Annotated in this window: 15 protein-coding genes; 7 read left to right on the top strand and 8 right to left on the bottom strand. The window is 64.1% G+C overall.

The window, feature by feature from the left end:
* Window positions 1-18 precede the first annotated feature (18 nt).
* The 3 genes from B5525_RS40140 to B5525_RS40150 form a co-directional block, all read right to left on the bottom strand.
* A complete protein-coding gene (locus tag B5525_RS40140; RefSeq protein ID WP_079571773.1) occupies window positions 19-1,854 on the bottom strand; it encodes a flagellar hook-basal body complex protein in 1,836 nt (611 codons plus the stop codon).
* Window positions 1,855-2,042: 188 nt separating this feature from the next.
* Complete coding sequence (msrB, locus tag B5525_RS40145) at window positions 2,043-2,543, bottom strand: peptide-methionine (R)-S-oxide reductase MsrB (RefSeq protein WP_079571775.1); 501 nt, start codon at window positions 2,541-2,543, stop codon at window positions 2,043-2,045.
* 112 nt (window positions 2,544-2,655) lie between these two features.
* Window positions 2,656-4,107: an NAD(P)/FAD-dependent oxidoreductase gene (locus B5525_RS40150; protein ID WP_079571777.1), complete on the bottom strand. Its 1,452-nt coding sequence runs from the start codon at window positions 4,105-4,107 to the stop codon at window positions 2,656-2,658.
* A gap of 97 nt (window positions 4,108-4,204) precedes the next feature.
* Between B5525_RS40150 and B5525_RS40155 the strand changes: the two genes are divergently transcribed.
* The 3 genes from B5525_RS40155 (at window position 4,205) to B5525_RS40165 (ending at window position 5,954) form a co-directional block, all read left to right on the top strand.
* On the top strand, window positions 4,205-4,747 hold the full coding sequence (locus B5525_RS40155; protein ID WP_079571778.1) for a SixA phosphatase family protein: 543 nt from the start codon (window positions 4,205-4,207) through the stop codon (window positions 4,745-4,747).
* A gap of 172 nt (window positions 4,748-4,919) precedes the next feature.
* On the top strand, window positions 4,920-5,345 hold the full coding sequence (locus B5525_RS40160; protein ID WP_079571780.1) for a universal stress protein: 426 nt from the start codon (window positions 4,920-4,922) through the stop codon (window positions 5,343-5,345).
* Window positions 5,346-5,468: 123 nt separating this feature from the next.
* Complete coding sequence (locus tag B5525_RS40165; protein WP_154073729.1) at window positions 5,469-5,954, top strand: hypothetical protein; 486 nt, start codon at window positions 5,469-5,471, stop codon at window positions 5,952-5,954.
* Between the two features lie 28 nt (window positions 5,955-5,982).
* Here the strand turns inward: B5525_RS40165 and B5525_RS40170 are convergent, their stop codons facing one another.
* On the bottom strand, window positions 5,983-6,240 hold the full coding sequence (locus B5525_RS40170; RefSeq protein ID WP_244567742.1) for a DUF1127 domain-containing protein: 258 nt from the start codon (window positions 6,238-6,240) through the stop codon (window positions 5,983-5,985).
* 185 nt (window positions 6,241-6,425) lie between these two features.
* On the opposite strand from B5525_RS40170, the gene B5525_RS40175 reads away from it, so the two are divergent.
* The gene (locus B5525_RS40175; protein ID WP_079571786.1) at window positions 6,426-7,769 is read left to right on the top strand and encodes a PLP-dependent aminotransferase family protein; all 1,344 of its coding nucleotides are present in this window, start codon (window positions 6,426-6,428) and stop codon (window positions 7,767-7,769) included.
* A gap of 35 nt (window positions 7,770-7,804) precedes the next feature.
* Here B5525_RS40175 and B5525_RS40180 read toward each other — a convergent pair whose 3' ends face one another.
* Together B5525_RS40180 and B5525_RS40185 are read right to left on the bottom strand one after the other, a co-directional pair.
* The gene (locus B5525_RS40180; RefSeq protein ID WP_079571787.1) at window positions 7,805-8,398 is read right to left on the bottom strand and encodes a YdcF family protein; all 594 of its coding nucleotides are present in this window, start codon (window positions 8,396-8,398) and stop codon (window positions 7,805-7,807) included.
* A 101-nt stretch (window positions 8,399-8,499) separates the two neighbouring features.
* Window positions 8,500-9,126 (bottom strand): hypothetical protein, encoded by a 627-nt coding sequence (locus B5525_RS40185; protein ID WP_244567743.1) that lies wholly within the window; start codon window positions 9,124-9,126, stop codon window positions 8,500-8,502.
* Between the two features lie 113 nt (window positions 9,127-9,239).
* Between B5525_RS40185 and B5525_RS40190 the strand changes: the two genes are divergently transcribed.
* On the top strand, window positions 9,240-9,674 hold the full coding sequence (locus B5525_RS40190; protein ID WP_079571789.1) for a hypothetical protein: 435 nt from the start codon (window positions 9,240-9,242) through the stop codon (window positions 9,672-9,674).
* A gap of 197 nt (window positions 9,675-9,871) precedes the next feature.
* Here B5525_RS40190 and B5525_RS40195 read toward each other — a convergent pair whose 3' ends face one another.
* Window positions 9,872-10,378 (bottom strand): ferritin-like domain-containing protein, encoded by a 507-nt coding sequence (locus B5525_RS40195; protein WP_079571790.1) that lies wholly within the window; start codon window positions 10,376-10,378, stop codon window positions 9,872-9,874.
* A 408-nt stretch (window positions 10,379-10,786) separates the two neighbouring features.
* On the opposite strand from B5525_RS40195, the gene B5525_RS40200 reads away from it, so the two are divergent.
* Window positions 10,787-11,902 carry a lysylphosphatidylglycerol synthase transmembrane domain-containing protein gene (locus B5525_RS40200; RefSeq protein WP_079571792.1) on the top strand — a complete coding sequence of 372 codons (1,116 nt, stop codon included), beginning with the start codon at window positions 10,787-10,789 and terminating at the stop codon, window positions 11,900-11,902.
* Window positions 11,903-11,980: 78 nt separating this feature from the next.
* Window positions 11,981-13,981: a hypothetical protein gene (locus B5525_RS40205; protein WP_079571793.1), complete on the top strand. Its 2,001-nt coding sequence runs from the start codon at window positions 11,981-11,983 to the stop codon at window positions 13,979-13,981.
* Between the two features lie 27 nt (window positions 13,982-14,008).
* On the opposite strand, the gene B5525_RS40210 is transcribed toward B5525_RS40205, so the two are convergent.
* Window positions 14,009-14,611 (bottom strand): DUF2147 domain-containing protein, encoded by a 603-nt coding sequence (locus B5525_RS40210; RefSeq protein ID WP_079571795.1) that lies wholly within the window; start codon window positions 14,609-14,611, stop codon window positions 14,009-14,011.
* Window positions 14,612-14,712: the final 101 nt, after the last annotated feature.

Consider the following 14,712-nt stretch of genomic DNA (forward strand, 5'->3'; position numbering starts at 1 on the left):
GACCTCTTGCGCATACAATCAACGCAGCACGTTCAGGAGATCCTGGACCATGCTGTTGGCTGTGGTGATCACCTTGGTGTTCGCGGAATAGGCTTGCTGGGTCACGATCAGCTTGGTGAATTCGGACGCGATGTCGGTGTTCGACCCTTCCAGCGATGAACCGCTGATGGTGCCCGAGGCGCCCAGAATCGCCGGCCCGGATTGCTCGGTGACCGCATAGGCGCCGCCGTCCAGTGCCTTCAGGTAGTTGGTGCCGTTGAAGTGCGACAGCGAGACCGAAGCGAGATCGAGATTTTGCCCGTTGGAGAACGTGCCGACGACGATGCCGTTGTTGTTGATGGCGACCGACTGAAGCTGGCCGGCGGCGTAGCCGTTCTGTGTCACCGCGTTGATCGTCGCGGTGCCGCCGGTGCTAGCATATTGGGTCAGGGCGCCGGACGGGATGCTGAACGCCAGGTTTCCAAGCGATTGGTTGCCGACGGTGACGTTGGGAATCGTGATGGAGGGCGTGGCGGGACTGGTCAGGGCACCCGCCGCTCCGAACGTGAAGTTGGTTCCGGCATTGACCCAGGCCACCTGCGTGCCCGTCGCATTCGGATCCGCCTGGTAGAACAGGCTCCAGGTGTTGGTGTGAGTACCTCCGAGCGCTGCACTATCCGTCTTTGCCCATCTCAACTGCAGGTTGACAGCGGTTCCCGTCGAATCATAAGCCGTCAGAGCGCCGCCACTGATCGACTCGTTCAAGAATGTCTGCTGGTCGTTGGCGATGACCGTTCCCGTTCCTGCCGTCAGCGGCGGCGTGAGCGACTGCGTTACGGTCCCCGAAAAACCCAGGGCCGAGAACGCGGTCGAATTGCTGCTGGCAACCGAGAGATTGCCCGCCGTACCAGTGTGCAGCGTGATCGCCCCGCCGGTGATGGTCGACGCGGCCGTGGTGCCGGTGATTGCATCGATCTTCCCGAGCAAGGTCCCGACCGTGTCACTGATATCGACGTTGATCGGAGTGACGCCGGCGGCTGTCGTGCCGGCGGTTGAGCCGGTGTTCACAAAATGGATCACCGTGCCGTTGACCGTCATGGTGTCACCACCCGCAAATGGCGACGCCAGGCCGTTAACGGCGCCTGACAGCACGGTCGAGGTGGTGATCGGACCCGCGGGGCCTACCTGGTTCGCAGCGGTCCCGGTAATCGTATTGTCGCCGGCAGGCGTTGCCGGCGTGCTGGTCGGCATCGGATTGACACTGAAATCGTGTGGATTGAGGCCGCCGAGGGCATTGATCGTGCCGGCTGTCGACGTGGCGCTGGTGGCCGTGGTCGGCGTCGACGGCAGGTTGGCGGCATAGTTGATTGAGGTTGTGGTCTGCGCCGGAATGAAATTATTCTGGAATTGGAGAACCTTGGGAACGTTTCCAAGCGGATTGCCGGTCTTCGGATCGACCGCAACGCCCATCAGAAAATATCCGGCGCCGTTGACCAGATTGCCGTTGGCATTGACCTGGAAATCGCCGCGCCGGGTATAGTCGGTGACGCCGGAGAATTGGGGCACGTTGTCGACGGTGCCGGTGGACTTCTGCACGTTGAAGAAGCCGTCGCCGTTGATCGCCATATTGGTGCCGACGGTCGTCGTCGACACGGTGCCCTGGGTGGTGATCGTGGCTTGCGCAAAGGCGGTCACGCCGCCCGCCACCTGCCTGCTGGGTGTCGTCGCGTCCGGAATCAAATCCTCGAAGCTGGTATCGATTCCCTTGTAGCCCGTGGTCGAGGCGTTCGCGATATTTCCGGAGATATTCTGCAGCGCGAAGGATTGCGACTGCAGGCCACCAACCGCGGTATTGAGAGCATCGAAGATACCCATAACATCGTCTCCAATTTCGATCCCGGCGGCCAGCCGATCGGCAAAATCATGGCCACACTCGAAGGAGACTGTCGCAAGCGCTATGCCAGTATCGGAAACCTAATTATTTCAATCCTTTAAATGACAATGCCCCGGTCCAGGGACCGGGGCAGATTTGCCGGGCGGGCAACAATTGCCGGGCGAAAGCGTCAGGTTGCCGAGGGTGCGGCCGGATGAAACACCAGCGCAAAACCGTCCATACAGTAGCGCAGGCCGGTCGGCTTCGGCCCGTCGTCGAAGACGTGGCCGAGATGGCCGCCGCAGCGGCGGCAATGGATCTCGGTCCGCAGCATTCCGAAGGTGCGGTCCTCGGTCTTGCCGACGGCATTTTCCAGCGGCTGATAGAAGCTCGGCCAGCCCGTGCCGCTCTCGAATTTCGTCTCCGAGGAGAACAGCGGCAGGTCGCAGCCGGCGCAGGCGAAGATGCCCTTGCGATGTTCCTTGAGCAGCGGGCTCGAGCCCGGCCGCTCGGTGCCTTCCTGGCGCAGGATCTCGTATTGCTGCGGCGTCAGCTGCGCGCGCCATTCCGCATCGGTCTTCTCGACCTCGAATTTCTCCGCGGCCTGGGCCGGGGAAGCCCGCAGCCAGCGGAAGGCAGCAAGGCTGAGCAGACTGGCGACGGACGCGAGCAGGATTCGGCGATCGATCATGGGAGGTCTCCGTGCGGGGCGAGATGCCGGATGGTTCGCTCACAAATACGGGGCACACGAGTGGAAGTTACACCGATTGGGGCATAAATTTCTCACTTTCTTGCGAGGGCCCTCACCCGCCGCCAGCTCCGCCCTCGCCTTCGCGGTTTACCGGTGTTGGCCGTTGCGGACCCTGCGGACGCGGGCGGCCCGGCGGCGGGCGGCGCTGAGGCGGGCGGGTCCCGGCCTGGCGGTTGGCTTCCGCCAGCCGCGCTTCGCTGATGCGCTCCCTGGCGCGCGCCCGCTCCCGATAACGGGCCAATGCCCCGGCGGCCGCCGAGCTGCCGCGTTCCCACATGCCGATGGCATATCCGGCGACCCGGCCGGTGGCGCCGCCGGCCCAGACCAGTTCGAACGGCGAAAACAGCCGCCAGCGCTCGTCGCCCCACAATATGCTGCGGGCGATCAACTGGCCGGCCATCGCCGTCGTGTTCAGGCCCTGGCGGCCGAAACCGCTGGCGACCCACAATCCCTTCCGCAACTGGCCGATCTGCGGCATGCCGTGCACGGTCTGCCCGATCGCGCCGCTCCACACCTCCGTAATCTCTACCCCTCCGAGCTGGGGGAAAATCGTGCGGATCCTGCGCGCAATCGCCGGCGCAAAACGCAGGGGGTTCGCCGCCCAAGTGGTTTCCGGACTGGCCCACATCAGCCGGTCGCCCTCGACCACGCGGAAATGATCGATGCCGTCGCTGTCGGTCACCGATCCCTGAAACGCGATCGTCTCGGCAAGCCTCTCGCCCAGCGGCGCGGTCAGCGCCGCATAGCGCCAGACCGGCAGCAGGGTGTCCGACAGCCGCCGCAGCGGCGCGCCCAAATGGATATTGCCCGCGAGCACGATATGCGAAGCGCGCAACCGCGCCGACGGCGTGACGATGCGCTTGCGGATGCCGGATGCGTCGATGCTGACGACCGGGGTATCCTCGAAGATCCGCGCGCCCGCCCGCCGCGCCAGCGCGGCAAGGCCGTGGACGTATTTGCGGCCATCGATCTGAAACGCCTTCGGATAATAGACGCCGTGGAAATAATGATCGGTCTTGAGCTCGGCGCGCACGCGATCGACCTGCCAGCCCTCCACTTCCGTTTCGAAATCCTCGCCGAGCATTTGCAGGCGGGCGATCAGCTCATCGCCGATCTCGACATTGGAGACTTCCAGCGCGCCTTCGCTGAGCGCGATGCCCGGAATCAATTCTTCGGTCGCATTGGCCCGCACATAGTCGGCGCCTTGCCGCGACAGCGCCCAGAGTTCGCGGGTGTCTTCGAAGCCGATGCGCGCGATTAGATCGCCGATCGGAAGACCGTAGCCCGGCATCACGGTACCAAGCTGATGGCCGGAGGCGTTCCAGCCGACATGCCGGCCTTCGAGCACGGCGACACTGGCGCCCAGCCTTGCCGCCTCCAGCGCCACCGTCAATCCGGCAAGGCCGGCGCCGACCACCGCGATGTCGACATCGAGGTCGAACGACAGCCGCAAGCGCTCCATCGGCGCTGCGGCATCGATCCTGCTTGCAGAAGTCTCGTTCATATCGTTTTCTTACGGACCGATCGGGCGCTTGTCACCTTGTCTCGCGGAGCAGCTGGTAGATTAATCCCGCGGACTTGAAACGAATCGAGATTGCGCCATGCGCCGTTTGATGCTGCTGCGTCACGCCAAGACCGAACACGACGCGCCATCGGGGCGCGATCAGGACCGCCGGCTGGACCATCGCGGCCATGGTGACGCGACCGAAATCGGCCGCTGGATCGCCCGGCATCCGCCGTTTCCCGATACGGTGCTGGTTTCGCACGCAATCCGGGCGCATCAGACCTGGGAAGTCGCCTGGGAGGCGATGAAGGATCTCGTTCCGAAGCCGGTGGTCGAGCTGATGCCGGAACTTTACGGCGCCGACGCCGCCGAACTGTTGCAGATCATCCGACATGCATCGGAAGCCGATCCGCGGCGGCTGTTGCTGGTCGGTCACAATCCCGGCATGCACGAGCTGGCGCTGGCGCTGACCGGCGGCGGCGACGCCGCCGGCCGCAAGGCGCTTGCCGACAACCTGCCGACATCGGGCCTTGCGATCCTCGACTTCGCGATCGACGATTGGGAGGACGTGGCATTCCGCCGCGGCAAGCTGGTGTCGTTCGTCAGCCCCAAACTGTTGAAACACGCTTCGGACGAATAGAGCGTTTTCAAGCGGAGTGGAGACCGGTTGGCGTCAGGAAAACGCGTCAAATCGCGAATCTGGAGCTCCGTCTCGATTCTATCGAAACGGAAAGGGCTCTAGCGGAGCGAACACGCCCCGCGTCGCCAAGCTGTCAAACTATGCTAGGCTGTGGCGGACAGGGAGGCGTGAGATGTTCAAATCCATTCTGGTCCCGATCGATCTCGCCGACACCGATCTGGCGAAGCCCGCGATGGCGACCGCGGCGACGCTGTCGCAGACCTGGAGCGGCACGGTGCGCCTCCTCAACGTATTGCCGATGACACCGGTGATGCTGGCGGAATATGTGCCCGCCGATTTCGACGCCCAGCAACGCCAGACCTCCGAAGAGGCGCTCACCATCGTGGCGCGCGAGTCCGGCATCGAGCCGCAGCGGATCTCCAGCGTGGTGCGGCAGGGCGGCATCTATCACGAGATTCTCGAGGAGGCCGCCGCCATGCATGCCGACCTGATCGTGATGACCTCGCACCGGCCGGCGATGCGCACCTATTTCCTCGGCTCCAACGCCGGCCATGTCGTGCGTTACGCCAAATGCTCGGTGCTGGTGGTGCGGCACTAGGAGATGGTCCCGACCGGCGCGGAACGGCAGCCGGCTTTTCGGAAAAGATGATGCCGAACAAAAACATAGACAACGATTCTGACCTGCCGATTCTGATTCAGAATCACGATTAGGATGAACGACTTGACGCTTCGGAGAACCCGCGTGAAGGACTGGTGGCGGAAATGGAGCTACGAAATCCCGCTGGCGTTCGGCGACGCGCTTTGGGAGGTGCTGGTCGTGCAGTTCGCCGCCTTCCTCAGCGGGCTGACGCTGCGCCGCGTGCTGGAATTCATTGCCATTGCCATGCTTGCGATGGCCTTCGCGCAGACCTTTCCGATCGATCTGGCGATCCTGTTCGCCGGCGACACGCTGATGTATCTGGAGATACTTGTCGTTATCCGGCTCGCGGCTGGATGGGGATATCTCGCGCATGCGCTGCGGCTGGCCGCGCAAATCGCCCGGCTTGCGATGCACGCGGTGCTGGCCGCCGTCCATCAGCCGGTGTCGCGTATCAACCGGCTGCGCGAGCGGCGCACCCGCGCCCGCTCCGCGGGGCGGCGCATCCCCGATCGGTCCGACGATGGGTGGGATTTTGGTGCGAGGTGGGACCGTCTGGCCACGGCATGACGGCCCGAAGCTTCAGGTCGCGACGCTATCACCTGTCATCGAGCCTCCCCATCTGCGGATTGAGGGCACCGCCGACCGCCGCTTCGATATTGGAGCGGGTGAGCCCGATGTCGCGCAATTCACGATCGTCCAGTTGCGCCAGGATCTTGATCGCGGCGCGCCGCGCCCAATAGGCAGCGAGGGCATCCGCGCAATGTCCGATCAAGCGAACGATCCCGCGCAAGCTGTCGCCAGCTCCAGACTTTGCTGCGTCCAGGGACGTCATGCTTTGGGAAGACATGGTCATTTCGGTTCTCCGACCGGCTATCCATCCGGCAAAAGGGCGCACCAGGCGCCGACGCTGGCCGACAGCGACGGCACCTCGGCGGTGGTAAGATTGCCCTGACATCTCAGGGCAACAACGGGGGTTGATGTCCAAGGATTAATCTGAAATTGTATCGGAGCAAGTAAAACATTGCTCTCGGTGCAATATTGTCGAAGTTCGAATATGTGACATTGGCCGACGCCGTCGCGGCCGAAATCGCCAGCGGCGCGTTGAAGCCGGGAGATCGCCTGCCGCCGCAGCGAAGCTTCGCCTACGAGCGCAAGATCGCCACTTCGACCGCGAGCCGCGTCTACGCCGAACTGTTGCGGCGCGGCTTGGTCGTCGGGGAAGTTGGGCGGGGCACCTTCATTTCCGGAGAAGCGCGGCACGCAACAGCCGCACCCGGCGAGCCGCGCGGCGCCCGCATCGATCTTGAGTTCAACTATCCGCTGCTGCCGACGCAATCCGCATTGATGGCGAAGAGTCTGGAGGGTCTGAACAGGACAGACATGCTCGAAGTCGCGTTGAGACCTTCAACCAGCTCCGGAACGCAAGCCGCGCGCGCCATTGCCGCCGATTTTCTAACCCGTGAGGGTTGGTCGCCAAAGGCAGAGCAATTGGTGTTCACCGCCAACGGCCGCCAATGTATCGCCGCCGCACTTGCCGCGGTCGTGCCGCCCGGTGGCCGGTGCGGCGTTGAGGCGCTGACCTACCCCTTCATCAAAGGCATCGCGGCCCGGCTCGGCGTGACATTGGTTCCGTTGGCGATGGATGATGCCGGCGTCCGGCCGGACGCCGTGCAGAAGGCCGACCGCGAGGGTCATCTCTCGGCGCTGTACATTCAGCCCGTCATTCAAAACCCCCTCGGCATCACCATGCCGTCATCGCGCCGTACCGACCTGCTGCGAGTGGTCGACAAACTCGGCCTCGTCGTGATAGAGGATGCCGTTTACGGCTTTCTCGATGACGGACCGCCGCTCGCTGCACTGGCGCCGGAATCGTGCATTGTGCTCGACAGCCTCTCCAAGAAAGTCGCCCCCGGGTTGTCGCTTGGCTTTATCGTTCCCCCGCTCCGCCTGCGCGAAAGTGTCATGGCGTCGGTACGTTCCGGCGGATGGACCGCATCGGGATATGCGTTCGCCGCCGGGCAACGCCTGATGGGCGACGGGACCGCTGCCGAACTTTCGAGACTCAAGCGGATCGATGCCCAGCAGCGCCAGAAAATCGCGGCCGCCTGCCTTTCCGGTTTCGACATCCAGGCCAACAGCAAATCGTATCATCTTTGGCTGACATTACCTCCGCAGTGGCGATCTCAAGCATTTGCCGCCGCCGCAGCCCGGCGGGATATCGCGCTGACGCCGTCATCGACCTTCGCGGCGACTCCAGGGCATGCGCCGAACGCGATACGGCTGGCCTTGGCGGCGCCCGCGATGGATCAGCTCGAAAAAGGGCTGCAAACGCTGGCGGGCATGTTGAACGCCAAGGAGGAGGACTTCGATTCCACCGAGTAGACGGCCGGCCGTGACGGCAACCGCGCTCGCGCGGCTCAGGTTTCCGGCCACTCCGCGATAAAACCCTTGGCCTTGTAGGGCTCGATCTTGTCCCATTCGGCGAGAACCCGGGCCCGGAAAACCGGATCGGTATGCCAGTGTTCGCGCGGCGTATCGAAACTGTCGACGGTGACCAGCATCTTCTCGACCTCCGGCCAGTGCCGGTGCAGCGTCATCGGATAACGCCGCGCGGTCCAGCTATTGCCGAGGCAGATCACGCTGCGAAGATTTTTCAGCCCAAGCACGGCTTCGATGATCGGCAGCGAAAACACGACGTTTTCGCCGGTGTTGGTGGAGCGATGTTCTTCGAGGATGCGCTCCGGCGGAATTCCGCGCGCCACCATCGCGGCCTTGATGATTTCGCATTCGGAAAGCCCGGAGCCCGGCGTCACGCCGCCGCTGACGATCGACCAGCGAAACAAGCCCTCGCGCCAGAGTCTGAAGGCTTCATCGACACGCCGCCCGACATCCTCGCGGGTGCCGAACACAAACAGGAGATCGGCGGGCTTTAGGGGCGTGCGGATCAAATGCCTGGCGGTGATATCCGCGATCTCGCCCGCGTCAGGCAACCGGTTGCTTGCCTCCTCCACCTTCCGCCTCCGGGCCGCATCCGAACCGACCCCACAACGATGGCGGGCTTCAGCGATCCCGCGAAGTCACATTTCATTGCGGTCGATTGCGGCTTGCGAGATTACGGCAGCAGTGCCTCGGGCAAATGATCGAACGCATAGGCCCGCGGCCGGTTGCGCCGGACGAAGCCGCCGATCTGCCAGGTGAACAACGCGGCAAAGCCGATCAGGAACAGGCCGCCCGCCCATTCGCCGGTAGCGACGGCGCGAAGGAGAAGCCCCGCGATCGCGATCGCAACCAGCACCAGCAGCATGATGCCGGCGGCATAGGTTTTCGGCCCGATGCCGCCGATCAGCGTGGCCCCGCTTCCGGCCTCTCGCATCCGGGCGTGCAATGACTCGATGAAGGCGCGATAGTCGCGGTCCTGCGGCGCCATCAGGGCGACGGTCTGCCAGCTTGTCGAGAGGACGACGATCCGCTGACCGCTCGTGGATTCGATATCGGCGCGAAAGCGGCGTGACTGCATCGACACTGGCCGATACGATAGCCGGATTGCCGCGATTTCCAGATAGGGCCAGACCCCGGACCTGCTGCCAGCCTGCCAAGACAACCCGGCTTCGGTGAGTTCGAAGCGATGCGCAGCGCCGATCAGCGATGCCTTGTAGGCGTAGCTGATAACTGGCGCTGATGAAGCCGATGTCGTTGCGTTGTGCGGCTGCGGCTGTGACAATCCGATAATCCCGTTCATCGCCGGCGCATGATCCGCTAAAGGATAAGCGGTTTGACATAAGATCATGCGCGCTTTGAATAATTCAGGGCGTCGGCTTGCGCGCAATGCCGATTTTACCTTACAAGCGAAGCATGGCCGAGACGACCTATTTTCCGCGCCGCCTGATCCTGGGCGGCGCCATGATTTCGGGAGTGCTGCTCGCGCTCGCGGTACACATGCTGGGGGCGCGTTACGGCCTCGACCTCGGCGGCCTGTGGCGGTCCGACACCACCGACTTCATGCCGGCGGGTGCCGCCATCGCCTGGTGGCTGATCGCCACCGTCGGCTTCTCCGGCGGGTATCTCACCGCGACGCTGATGGACAGCGCCGTGTCGGGAGACATCCCACCGCGGATGCGCCAGTTCCTGATCGCCGTCGCCGTGCTGGTGCTGGCGGGTGCGGGCCAGGTGGCCGCCTCGCCCAGCTCTGTCCCAACCATTTCGGGCGTGCTCACCGGCCTCGCCGCGCTGGGCCTCGGCGCCGTGATGGCGTTTTGCGGCGCGCATTTTGCGCTGCGCCGGGCGTGACCTCTCGCCCGAGAACAGGCAAGGCCGGAGACGTCGGATCTCGGCGGGCTGATCGGGCGCGGTCCATCGGCATCGAGATTCCAGACGGTCTCGTCACGCGCGCCGACAGGTAATCGAGCAATCGACATTGCAACGCAAAACGCCGCGCGGCCATCCCCGCGCGACGTTTTGTCTCAATCGTTGCCTTTCGCCGAAAATCAGCTCGCGGCGCGCAGGTTGACCTTGCTGTCGGCAAGCGCGGTCAGCTTCTTGTCGGTCGCCTTTTCCTCGTCGAGCGTCTTCTGCAGGACGCCGGCGCAATCGTTGCCGCCGAGCCGCTTTGCCCACGCGATCAGGCTGCCGTAGCGCGTGATCTCGTAATGCTCGGCGGCTTGCGCTGCATTGATCAGCGCCGCGTCCAGGACCGCCTTGTCCGCGATTTCACCCGCCACCTCGTCGGCTTCCTCGATGATGCCGTCGATCGCTGGGCAGTCGACCGCCTTCACGTCGGCGTCATGCATCTGGAACACTTGCTCAAGTCGCTGCACATGGGTCTTGGTCTCGTCGAGATGGGTCAGAAAGCCCTGCTTGAGCAGCTTGTCGGTGGCCTTTTCGGCCATTTTCGGCAGCGCCTTCACCAGCTGCTCTTCGGCATAATAGATGTCCTGCAGCTGGTGCAGGAACAGATCGTTCAAGGTTTTGATGTCTTTGGTAAAGAGTCCCATGGCTCGTCCCTTTTGTTCGGGGGAGCACAGGTGCTCGGCCCGTTGGCCCATCATTTGCCGACGAGACGCCGATATGTTCGATGGCTGGTACGATCGCTAACCGGCTATCCACGCGGTTGTTCCTGGGAACGGGCAAAAACCGACGATGGATCACGGGAACGCGGCGAAGATGGAACAGAAAGGTCATCCGAGGCCAGGACATGAATCGGACTCGAATCTGCCGCGTTAAGGCTTATGTGGGGTGTATGACAGCCATACCGGTCGGAGGCTGACGCCGGCCTTGTCAAGGACTGCACAACGCAACCTTTTTGGCCTATGGGTCTTTTCTACGCAGAGCGAGTGGCCGCCGCCGGTCCCTCAATCGCTTCGATGGGCCTTTTACCTGTTGCCGCCCTGCCGGGAGGATGAATGCACGGACTGCTGACCACGCTCGGGCGTGGCTTCAAGAGATGGATCGGCTGGAAGCGGCTCGGAATCGCGGCGAGCCTCCTCATTATCGCCTTTGCGATCACGACGCTGGTCCGCACCTTGAGAGGCGTCGATACCAGCGTGATCCTGACGGCGCTGACCGACCTGCCGCCGCACCACATCGCGCTCGCGGCGCTGTGCGTGGTCGGCGCGTTCTGTACCCTGACCTTCTATGATTTCTTCGCGCTGCGGACCATCGGCAAGAAACACGTGCCCTACCGCATCGCGGCGCTGTCGAGCTTCACCAGCTATACGATCGGCCACAATATCGGCGCCACCGTGTTTACCGGCGGCGCGATCCGCTTCCGGATCTATTCGGACTACGGCCTGACCGCCATCGACGTCGCCAAGATCTGCTTTCTTTCCGGCCTCACCTTCTGGCTCGGCAACCTGGTCGTGCTCGGCTTCGGCATGGCGTTGCACCCCTGGGCGGCGTCGGCGATGGATCTGCTGCCGCCGGCGATGAACCGGCTGATCGCGATCGGCTGCCTTGCCGGCATCGCGGCCTATTTCATCTGGCTCACGATGGGCAAGCATCGCCGCGAACTCGGCCAGAACGGCTGGAAGGTGGTATTGCCCTCGGCGCGGCTGACGCTGCTGCAGGTGCTGATCGGGGTGGTCGATCTCGGCTTCTGCGCGATGGCGATGTACCTGTTGATGCCGCCGCAGCCCGGCATCGATTTTGTTTCGCTGGCCGTGGTGTTCATTCTGGCGACGCTGCTCGGCTTCGCCAGCCATGCGCCCGGCAGCCTCGGCGTATTCGATGCCGCGATGCTGGTGGCGCTGCCCGAATTCGGCAAGGAACAATTGCTGGCCACGCTGCTGGTCTTCCGCATCCTGTACTTCCTGATCCCGTTCGGAATCTCGATCAGCATCATGGGAACGCGCGAACTCTGGCTCAACGTGGTGCGGCCCTGGCAGGAACGCCGCAGGCTGAACGACGCGTGCTCAAACAATGCCGGCGCGGTGCCGCTGAAGAGCCGGCCATCGCTGCAGCCCGAGCCGGTGAAGAACCGGCCGCCGCCGCCGGTGAAAAGCCGTCAGTCGCAGGGCTAGCGGCAAGCGCGTCTGGACTCCTAGGGTTTTGGAGCCATCTCTCTTACTTCCGCCCCAACAGTAACGTCAAACGGCGCCATGATTCGAATTTGCCTTCGTTCGATAGTCGCCGGCGCGCTGCTTGTCGGCGTGTCGGCGGCGCTGCCGTCGCCAAGGGCGGCGGCCCAGCCCGCGCCGAGCGCTCCGATGCCGATCGCCCAGGCGACGACAACGGTCGCGCCGGATGGCACCATGCAAATCGCCTGGGAGGTCCGCAACCGCTTCCGGCTGTTCCGCGAAGAGCGCGACTTCCTGCTCCATACCGAGAGCGCGCGCGGCCGCAGCGTTCTCGCCTCGGAACAGGCGCTGGAACTGCAGAGCGACGGCCGCGGCTGGGCGCGCAATACGGTGAACCGCCTCTGCATCGATCTGCAGGGCCGGGTCAGCGAGCCCTGCACCCGCGACAACGTTAGGGAAAGCTACCTGACGCCGATCGATCATCCGGTCACGGTCCGGCTGGCCGGCGAGGTTCCGGTCGGCGCCACCTGCGCCTGGTCGTTCGACGACGGTGATGGTCCGCAAGCCTCCACCTTCGACTGCGCCGAACCCATCAATCTGCGGGTGCGCTATGGCCGCGCCACGGTTGCGACCGTGGATGTCTCCGCAGGACCCGCCGCGCCGCAGCGGATTTCGACCGAGATCATGGTGCGGGATCTTCTCATCGCCGGTATCGGCGACAGCATCGCCTCCGGCGAGGGCAATCCCGACCGGGCGATCGCCCTCTCCGACGAAGGTTTCTGCTTTCGCAACTATCTGAGCGGCGCGAGCGCGCAGTATTACCGGCCGAGCCGCGCCGGGTTCAAGGGCGGACGGGCCTGCGAAGCGCCGGACTCACTGCAGAACTGGCAGCGCAACAGCGCGCTGTGGCTCAATTCCGCCTGTCACCGCTCGCTCTACAGCTATCAGACCCGCACCGCGCTCGCGCTCGCCGTGCAATATCCGCACATCGCGGTGACCTATCTGCCGCTCGCCTGCACCGGCGCCACCATCCCCGACGGGCTGCTCGGCGCGCAACGCGCGCGCGAATGCCTGCCGACGAAAACCGGCAACAACTGCCAGGGCACGGTCAACGGGCAATTGAGCGAATTGCGCGCCGCGCTGGCGGCCGCGAAAAAACGGCAGCCCGACCGCAAGCTCGACCTGATCCTGCTGTCGATCGGCGCCAACGACATCAATTTTTCCGGACTGGTCGCCGACGTGATCGTGGATACGCCGACCGAGCGCGTGCTGTTCAGGCACAGCGGCGTGATGGGAACGGTGGACGATTCGCGCGCGGCGCTGACGCGCGATCTGCCGCAGAGTTTTGTCAGGCTGCGCGAGGCGCTGAAATCGCTGACCGGCGGCGACCTGTCGCATGTGGTCTACGTATCCTATGCCAATCCGGCGCTGGCGGACGGCGGTGCGCCCTGTCCCGGCGGACGCGCCGGCTTCGATATCCATCCTTCGTTCAACGCCGAGCCGCAGCGGCTGGCCGCGGTGTCGCGCTATGTGCAGGACGAATTCCTGCCGCAGTTGAAGGCGCTCGCGACCTGCCAGTCGGGCGTGCTGTGCCGCGACCCCGCCTCCGACCGCATGACCTTCGTCGATGCCCATCAGGCGGCGTTCGCCGATCACGGATTCTGCGCGCGCGCCCAGAGCGATCCCGAATTCGACCGGACCTGTTTTTCGGCCACCGGCGACAGTTTCGATCCGGACCTCGTCAACGCGGCGAACCAGCCGATGCTGTGCGGCCGCGGCGCCTCCGAATACCGCGCCTATCTCCCCCGCGCGCGCTGGATCCGCGACGCCAACGACAGTTACTTCGCGGCCATGACCTATCCGCAGGGGTTGCCGTCCTCCAGCCAGCCCAGCGACATCCATGACGCGACCTGGGGCGTTCTTTCGGCGGTCTATGGCGGCGCGGTGCACCCCTCGGCCGAAGGCCATGCCGCGATGGCGGACGCGGCGCTGCCCGCGGTGACCTCGGTGCTGCAACTGGACAACGCGGTGCCGGAAGTCACGGCCGAACCGGCGCCGCCAATCGCGCCGCAGTCGCGCTGATCAAGCCTGCGCAGGCTGTGCCGCCGTTTACTTCTTCTTCGCGGCAACGGACGGCTTGACGGTGGCGACCGGTGGCTTGGGCACGGCGGCCTGAGCGGCCGCCTGCGCCGGCAAATATTTTGCAACCACCGCAGGATCGAGCTGCGACATCGAGCTATCCGGCAAGCGCTGCCAGGTCTCGTCCTTGCCGAACAGCGAGATGCCGAGATAACCGCGCATCGTCAGCGTCTGCCCGTCGGGGCTGACGCTCATCTTGGCATGATAGATCTTGCCGTCGCGCGGATCGAGAACGTTGCCGTTCTCGTACTTCAATCCGTCGCGCTTCATGTCCCTGATGAAGGAAATGCCGAGCATCGGCGCGTCCTTGCGGTCGTCGGTGCATTTCGCGCAAATCGAATTGTTGTTCGGATCTTCGCCCGGCAGCGGAAACGTCTTGGCGATCACGCCTTCGAAAATGCCATCGTGATCGAGCACCAGGAACCACGCCACCGGCTTGCCGTCCTCGACCTTCTGCCACAGCCCCGCGGCGGACGGTTCGACAGCCCATGCCGCCGGCACGATGGCAAGCAACAGCGCCAAACCAGCCATGAACGGAAGTGCCAGTCGAAGTCTGGATATTGCAGTCCGCATCGTCACCACCTGGTCAATCCATCAAACAATGGCGGCAGACTAAGGCCATTTCGCGGATGGTGCCAGTGGCGCCGGAGGATCCCTCGGGCTGCGGACGGCCG

The sequence above is a fragment of the Bradyrhizobium erythrophlei genome, assembly GCF_900129505.1.
Classification (GTDB): Bacteria; Pseudomonadota; Alphaproteobacteria; order Rhizobiales; family Xanthobacteraceae; genus Bradyrhizobium; species Bradyrhizobium erythrophlei_D.

Excerpts from the sequence above, each read along its gene's own strand:
- B5525_RS40140 (WP_079571773.1), bottom strand. The coding sequence starts at position 1,854 with ATGGGTATCTTCGATGCTCTCAATACCGCGGTTGGTGGCCTGCAGTCG.
- msrB (WP_079571775.1), bottom strand. The coding sequence starts at position 2,543 with ATGATCGATCGCCGAATCCTGCTCGCGTCCGTCGCCAGTCTGCTCAGC.
- B5525_RS40150 (WP_079571777.1), bottom strand. The coding sequence starts at position 4,107 with ATGAACGAGACTTCTGCAAGCAGGATCGATGCCGCAGCGCCGATGGAG.
- B5525_RS40155 (WP_079571778.1), top strand. The coding sequence starts at position 4,205 with ATGCGCCGTTTGATGCTGCTGCGTCACGCCAAGACCGAACACGACGCG.
- B5525_RS40160 (WP_079571780.1), top strand. The coding sequence starts at position 4,920 with ATGTTCAAATCCATTCTGGTCCCGATCGATCTCGCCGACACCGATCTG.
- B5525_RS40170 (WP_244567742.1), bottom strand. The coding sequence starts at position 6,240 with ATGACCATGTCTTCCCAAAGCATGACGTCCCTGGACGCAGCAAAGTCT.
- B5525_RS40185 (WP_244567743.1), bottom strand. The coding sequence starts at position 9,126 with ATGAACGGGATTATCGGATTGTCACAGCCGCAGCCGCACAACGCAACG.
- B5525_RS40190 (WP_079571789.1), top strand. The coding sequence starts at position 9,240 with ATGGCCGAGACGACCTATTTTCCGCGCCGCCTGATCCTGGGCGGCGCC.
- B5525_RS40195 (WP_079571790.1), bottom strand. The coding sequence starts at position 10,378 with ATGGGACTCTTTACCAAAGACATCAAAACCTTGAACGATCTGTTCCTG.
- B5525_RS40200 (WP_079571792.1), top strand. The coding sequence starts at position 10,787 with ATGCACGGACTGCTGACCACGCTCGGGCGTGGCTTCAAGAGATGGATC.
- B5525_RS40205 (WP_079571793.1), top strand. The coding sequence starts at position 11,981 with ATGATTCGAATTTGCCTTCGTTCGATAGTCGCCGGCGCGCTGCTTGTC.
- B5525_RS40210 (WP_079571795.1), bottom strand. The coding sequence starts at position 14,611 with ATGCGGACTGCAATATCCAGACTTCGACTGGCACTTCCGTTCATGGCT.